This window comes from Halobacteriovorax sp. (assembly GCF_041587335.1).
Taxonomy (GTDB): Bacteria; Bdellovibrionota; Bacteriovoracia; order Bacteriovoracales; family Bacteriovoracaceae; genus Halobacteriovorax.
This window is the reverse complement of the sequence record NZ_JBFGYP010000149.1, coordinates 1-6,437: the sequence shown is the minus strand read 5'-3', so window position 1 is coordinate 6,437 and position 6,437 is coordinate 1. Positions and strand designations below refer to the sequence as shown.

At 35.4% G+C, this 6,437-nt stretch carries 4 protein-coding genes and 1 tRNA gene; 3 read left to right on the top strand and 2 right to left on the bottom strand.

Translation table 11 applies throughout. From position 1 onward, the window contains the following. The first annotated feature begins 60 nt into the window (after positions 1–60). A tRNA-Pro gene (locus tag ABX784_RS14740) sits at positions 61–135 on the top strand. A 39-nt stretch (positions 136–174) separates the two neighbouring features. On the opposite strand, the gene ABX784_RS14735 is transcribed toward ABX784_RS14740, so the two are convergent. Further along, positions 175–1,260 carry a chromate transporter gene (locus ABX784_RS14735; protein ID WP_372655824.1) on the bottom strand — a complete coding sequence of 362 codons (1,086 nt, stop codon included), beginning with the start codon at positions 1,258–1,260 and terminating at the stop codon, positions 175–177. Positions 1,261–1,405: 145 nt separating this feature from the next. On the opposite strand from ABX784_RS14735, the gene ABX784_RS14730 reads away from it, so the two are divergent. Further along, on the top strand, positions 1,406–2,332 hold the full coding sequence (locus ABX784_RS14730) for a hypothetical protein (RefSeq protein WP_372655823.1): 927 nt from the start codon (positions 1,406–1,408) through the stop codon (positions 2,330–2,332). Here ABX784_RS14730 and ABX784_RS14725 read toward each other — a convergent pair. Beyond that, the gene (locus ABX784_RS14725) at positions 2,329–3,912 is read right to left on the bottom strand and encodes a methyl-accepting chemotaxis protein (protein WP_372655822.1); all 1,584 of its coding nucleotides are present in this window, start codon (positions 3,910–3,912) and stop codon (positions 2,329–2,331) included. The two genes, ABX784_RS14730 and ABX784_RS14725, sit on opposite strands and share 4 nt — an antisense overlap. Before the next feature lie 334 nt (positions 3,913–4,246). Here ABX784_RS14725 and ABX784_RS14720 point away from each other — a divergent pair. Then, positions 4,247–6,437, top strand: a 2,191-nt coding sequence (locus tag ABX784_RS14720; protein ID WP_372655821.1) for a chromosome segregation SMC family protein, incomplete at its 3' end; no start/stop codon positions are given.

Below are 6,437 nucleotides of genomic sequence, written 5' to 3'. Positions count from 1 at the left end.
AAGAGATTGCCAAATAGTGTAATAGGCCTTATAAATTTCACTCATTCAAAATGAATCGATCGGAGTGTAGCGCAGGGGTAGCGCACCTGCTTTGGGAGCAGGGGGTCGTAGGTTCAAATCCTATCACTCCGACCATTTTTTCTCTATAAATTCCAATATATTATTTTAAAATTTTTACGATATTAAAGTTCCTAGCTCTGTTAAGGCTACTCCTGAAATAATTCCAAAGCTTACAAGTTTGAGTGAGCTTATTTTTGGAAACTTCCAAAGAAGAATTAGAGTTAGTATAAATGTAATTGACCCTGTTGGACTTGGGAACGAGACCTTTGCTAAAGGGATAAGGGCATATGCCATAAGTCCAATTGAGGCTGCGTTCACACTATCTAGAACAAGAGAGAAGTTTTTTGAATTTCTCATTTTTGGAATAATTGGATTAAGTAGTACTACAAAAATAAATGAAGGAAGAAATATTCCTGCAGAAGCAGCTACTGCTCCCCACCCTCCTGCCAGAAGATAACCAATAAATGTAGAAGTTGAAAGAACAGGCCCTGGGGTGAATTGACCAATGGCTATAGCATCAGCAATCTGGGAGCTCGTAAGCCAGGCCCTGTTTTCCACAATTTCATCTTGTAGGTATGCTATTAAAACATATCCACTTCCAAATAGGATTGAACCAATCTTTGCAAATACCCAGAATATAGCTGGCAGGGCGATACTGTTGATTGAAGAAGGTTTTTTAAATTTTAAAATAACAAAGCCTACGCAGGTCCCTAGTAGAAGAGAATAAAATTCTCCAATTCCTGAAAACCCAAGAAGGAAAACTATCACACTCACAACGGCAAGTTCATAAGCTGTGATGGCCTTCTTCCAAAGTTTTTGTATGGCTTGAAAAATTAAAATAATAACAACAGGCTTTATTCCAATCATATATGTTTCAAAATGAGGAAACTTAAAGGCAATAGTGTACAAATAAGCTAGAAATCCAGTTAGTACACATGCTGGCAGAATGAAGGAAATACCAGATACAAGTAGACCTGCGATACCGCCTCTATGATACCCACAGTGAATAACCATTTCTGTTGAGTTGGGGCCAGGAATTAAAGATGTGGCTCCAATAAGGTCAAGGAAGTGTTTCTCATCCATCCATTTTCTTTTGTCTACTACTTCTCTGTGAATCATTGCGATGTGAGCAGCAGGTCCTCCAAAGGCCACAAGACCTAAGTGAAAGAACAGTTTAAAGATTTCAATTAATGCGTTCATATTTCTCTAGCTTATAGGATTAGTATTTATAGTTGAACATACTGTATCGGAACTTGATAGAGCAACTTGATCGTATGCAATACATTGTAAATGAATGTTTTTTCTCTGAATAAACTATCTTGGTTTCATATGCTATAGTTTATCTATGAAGATATTTTTAACTTTCTTTCTATTATTCTCTATTGAAGCATCTAGCCTAGTCGAAAATTGTGATGGAGGACTCGCCGATGACTGCTTTGAGTATGCCTATAAGAAATCGCTTGAAGGTGATCAGCTTGCTCCCCTTATTTATTTTGAAAAAGGTTGTGATTTAAAAGATGGAAAATCATGTTACGCCTTAGATAGAGTGAATAAAAAGCTTAATCAAAAGAAAGACAGTACAGATTTACTTAAAAAGTCATGTGAATACAGCTTTGCAATGGGCTGTTATGAACTTGGTGAATATAATTATAAAATGAAAAATTATTTAAATGCGGTAGAAAACTTTGAAAAAGGTTGTAGTTTAGGGCTCAAGAAGTCGTGTGCTAAACGTTTAAAATATGACACTTACTTTTCTAAGGTAATCAGAAGCTCTCAAGAGGAGTTATCTGATGAACAAAAGAAACATCAAGAAAAATACCTATCACTTTTAAAAAAGCGAATGAAATCTTTAGAGAAAAAGTGTCTGGATAAAAACTATAAGAGCTGTACGAGACTTGCTAAAAATAATCTCTTTCTTGCAAACTTAAAAGAGGCGAGAAAGTGGGCGGAGATTGCATGTAATAATAAAAGTGCGAGAGGATGCTTAGCTCTAGGTGAAGTTGAACAAAAAGAAGGAAAGCTAGAGCTTGTCTCATTTGAGAGAGCTTGTAACTTAGAGCTTGGTCCTGGGTGTGTGAGATACGCGCAAAGTATTGAGAATAAAAACTTAGCAAGGGCAATGAGCTTTTATAGAAGAAGCTGTCAGGCAAAAAATCAACCTGCAGCTAATTCATGTATTAAGTATTCAACATACCAAAAGTCTAATCCAAAATTGGCCAAGAAATTTAAGCTCTTGGCCTGTAAGTTAGATAGCTCTCTATGTCCTCTCTAAGAAGCTTTTTTAATATCTCCTAGAATCACAGTTTGAATTTCTGTGATGGAGCAATTTACTAGTGTTACTTGATCTTTAAGTTTTGTTGCAATCTCTGAGGTGTCTTTTGCAATTCCAGTGTTTGACTTAGATGAGCTATCAACTTGCAGGATTGAAACTTGCAATTCATCTATGCCTTTTGACTGTTCACTTGAGGCAGTTGATATTTCAGAAATGGCAGATGTTACTTCGGCGACACTAGAAACAATATTTTCTAAGATCTCTCCGCACTCATTTGCAACAGTTGACCCATTGGAAACATTTGAACGAACACTTTGCACAAGTGAAGAAACTCTTCCTTGTGACTCTTTAACGATAAGATTAACTTGCTCTACACTAGAGGAGACCATATCTGCGATATCGATTGATGCCTTACCACTTAGCTCTGCAAGCTTTCCAACTTCCTCTGCAACAACGGCAAACCCCTTTCCTGCCTCTCCAGCTCTTGCAGCTTCAACTGAAGCATTGAATGATAGAAGCTTCGTTTGAAAAACAATGTCATTTATAATTTGTGTCTTTTCTTCAATTCGATTTATTAGATCTGTTATGTGTTTCATCTTTTCATTATTTTGATCTAACTCTTCTACAATTGTATCAATACTATGATCAATATCTCCCATTGATTGAATCATTTTACTCACAATTCTTTTACCACTTGAGGCCTTATCTAAACTCGATCTGGCTAAATCATTAGACTTATGAGCATTGTCAGCTGTCATTCTAATCATTGAGCTAATCTCTTCTAATGAAGTTGAAGACTCTTGAAGTGATGAGTCTTGTTGTTGACTTGAGCTAGATAGACTCGAAGAAGTTTCTGCAATACTATCCGCACTTTGAGTTAGGTAAGATGAACTTTGGTGGAGTGAAGTTAGTGTGTCTTTAATCTTTGAAGAAATTCTTCCCGCAAAAATAAATCCAGTAACTAGACCTGTAATAACACCAACTGCAGAAATACTAAGAATTAAAAAATCTAAAAAAGATGCTGTCTCAGCTGACTCATCTGAAGAATGTAAAACTTCTTCGTGAATATAGTGCTCGTACTTATCTAGAGTTGCTTGATAGTCTTTAGCTGCAGCGGGACATAGAACAAGAAATATATTGAGAAGTTTTTCTCTAGAGGCTTCATCGTAAATTTTTGCTAGAGAGATTGCTTCTACTCCTACTGCTTTAAAATTTTCCCACTTCTTTTCTAGATTTGAGTAGAGTTCCTTCTCTATAGGGTTCGTTAGTTTTTCAGATAGTCTTTTCGATACGGCCTCATATGCACCAACTGCTTTTATGGAGTCTTCAATTGCTTGAATTCTGTCATCCTCAGGAAGATGTTCTAGCCCTAGGGTCCTAACTGCAATTCTGGTCTTTTGATAATTTATATCCATTCTTGAAAGAAGAGTACTTCTTGGAATAACGTCTTGACTGATTTCATGTGAGAGCTCAATGAAGTGCTGAAACCCAAAGAATGATACAGTTCCAATTATTAAACTTACAGAAGACATGAATAGACACAATAGAATTAGTTTTATTTTAAAATTTATATTTTTCATAAATCCTCGCATTATATGATTACTTTTGATCCTATCGGTACGAGTTTTTAAAGCTTTACGGCTTAAAACTGTAGCTAAAGTTAAGGTGTTTAGATTTGAGATAAGTTTAATTGAGTTATTCAAAGAGGCTTATTGATTACTGAAATAGAGATCATTTAGTCTGATCTGGAGTGAAGTTTTAGGCCCAAAAATGGCGACATTTATAAGTACTTGATTTTAGATTTTTTATGGCCTCACAAGATCTTACATCTCGCAATTTATCATGTACGAAATGCCTTTGTTAGTGGTACATTGCTCGAACACACACACATATATTTCATGCAAAGGATAAGCTGTGAAATTGAAGAGACTTGTTATTCAGGGATTTAAATCCTTTAAAGATCGTACAACTATTCATTTTGACGACGGTATTACTGGTATCGTTGGGCCAAATGGTTGTGGAAAATCAAATATTGTTGATGCCTTATTTTGGGTAATGGGTGAGCAGTCTGCTAAGCACCTTCGTGGTAAATCTATGAAGGACTTAATTTTTGCAGGTTCATCTAAGTACAATCCTGGGGCATATGCTGAGGCCACACTTGTTCTTGGTAATGATGATGGAAAACATATTCATATTGGAAATAAGGTTTCTAGTCCAACTGAAATTCAGTTAACTAGAAAGCTTTATAGAAACGGTGAAACTGAGTATCGAATAAATAACTATCCTGCGAGATTAAAAGATATTCAAGAAGTATTCATGGATACTGGTGCAGGTGCAAAGTCATACTCAATTATTGCACAAGGGGAGATCAACAGACTCGTTCAAGCGAAGCCAGAAGAGCGTCGTACAATGATTGAGGAAGTTGCCGGAATTACTAAGTTTAAAGTTAGAAAGAAAGAATCTCTAAAGAAAATTGAACAAACAGAACAAAATTTAAATAGGCTTCAAGACCTTCAATCAGAGATTGAAAAGAACTTGAAGTCCCTGCAAAAACAAGCTGAAAAAGCAGAGCGTGCAAGATCTCTTAAAGAAAAAATTAAGAGAAATGATATAATTGTCCACTCTCATAAGGTTTACGATCTTCTTAAGGATTTAAGAGACGGTAGAAACTTATTAAATGAAAAAAATCTTGAACTTGAAGGTTGGGGAACAAGAAAAAATTCTCTTGAAATCTCACTTGAAGAGGAAAGATTTAAGAAAGAAGAGCAAACTGAAAAGATTGAAATTCTTCAAAAAGAAAGAAATGAAATCTCTACTCAACTAGCAACAGCTGAAGAGAGATTTTCTAACCTTTGTAAAACTCTTACTGATAAAGAAAACTTAATTGAGACAAGACAAAAAGAAATGTCTGAACTCGAAGAAGAACTTTTAGAGAGAGAAGAGAAGATCACAGCATTAGAGAGCTCTTTAGTTGAATTACAAACTAAGAATGAAGAAGCTGTAAACTTTGAAGAAGTTGAAGAGAAGATTGAACTACTTAAAGAGCAACTAGAGCTAAAAGTAGATCAAGTAGATTCAATGAAAGAAGGGATTGAGCAAAAGAGAACAGAGTTATCAGCTCTGTCTCAGACAGTATTCCAAAATTCATCAAAACTAGAAGAGTATGCTGCAAACCTTCAGGATATTACTGAAGAAATTGAAGCTCTCGAAACTCAGTACTCTGGTGTATCAACTCAGATCGCAGATGAAAGAGAAGCAGTTCACACTGCAGCAGAATTAACTGAGAGACTTACTGAGGTTGAAGCAACTCTTAAGTCTGATATTGAAAAACTAATCGCTGAAAATAAAGCGCTTGAAGCAGAGCTTAAAGAGAAGAGTAAGTCTTTAATTACAAAAGAATCAAAGCTTTCATCTCTTAAAGAAATAAGTGCTGCAATGGATGGTGTTAGAGAAGGTGCAGTAGAGTTTTTAGAGACTGTAGATTCTGAAAAATACCAGTTACTTGGAAACTTGATTCAGTGTGAAGAAACTCATGCTAAGGCCGTTCAAAATCTATTAAGTGATTTTATGGACACACTAGTTTCAACTGAAGACGAAGTTAGTCCTGTTTTAGATTGGTGTAAAAATAATAATGAAAAAGCACTAGAGTTCCTATCTCCAAATAAGAATGGGGATATGACTTCTGAAGAAACTCTTGAAAGATTAAGAGTTGCTACAGGAGGAGATATCACTCCAGTGCATGAGCTATTAAACCTTCCTGAAGAGTATAAAGCGAAATTGATTCCATTCTTTGATGGATACTTTATTGCTACAAACTTTGATCAAGATGTTTTTAAGTCTATTTCTGATTCAATAAAATATAAGGCTATTAGCTCTGTTGATGGTAAATCTCTAATAAGAAATGCTGGAAATGGTAAAATCTTAACAATGACTGGAAGCTCTGAAGGGCAAGGTGTTGTTGAGAGAAATAACCAGATTCTTGAACTTGAAAAAGATATCGAAATTTTAGAAGTTGAAGTAAATACTCTTGAATCTAAAACAGAAGAGCATTCAATCTCACTTGAAGAAAAAAGAGATGAGCTTGAGCTTCAAAGAAATCAACTTT

Bases quoted from the DNA above. Each gene is read 5' to 3' on its own strand.
- ABX784_RS14735 (WP_372655824.1), bottom strand. From the start codon at position 1,260: ATGAACGCATTAATTGAAATCTTTAAACTGTTCTTTCACTTAGGTCTT.
- ABX784_RS14730 (WP_372655823.1), top strand. From the start codon at position 1,406: ATGAAGATATTTTTAACTTTCTTTCTATTATTCTCTATTGAAGCATCT.
- ABX784_RS14725 (WP_372655822.1), bottom strand. From the start codon at position 3,912: ATGAAAAATATAAATTTTAAAATAAAACTAATTCTATTGTGTCTATTC.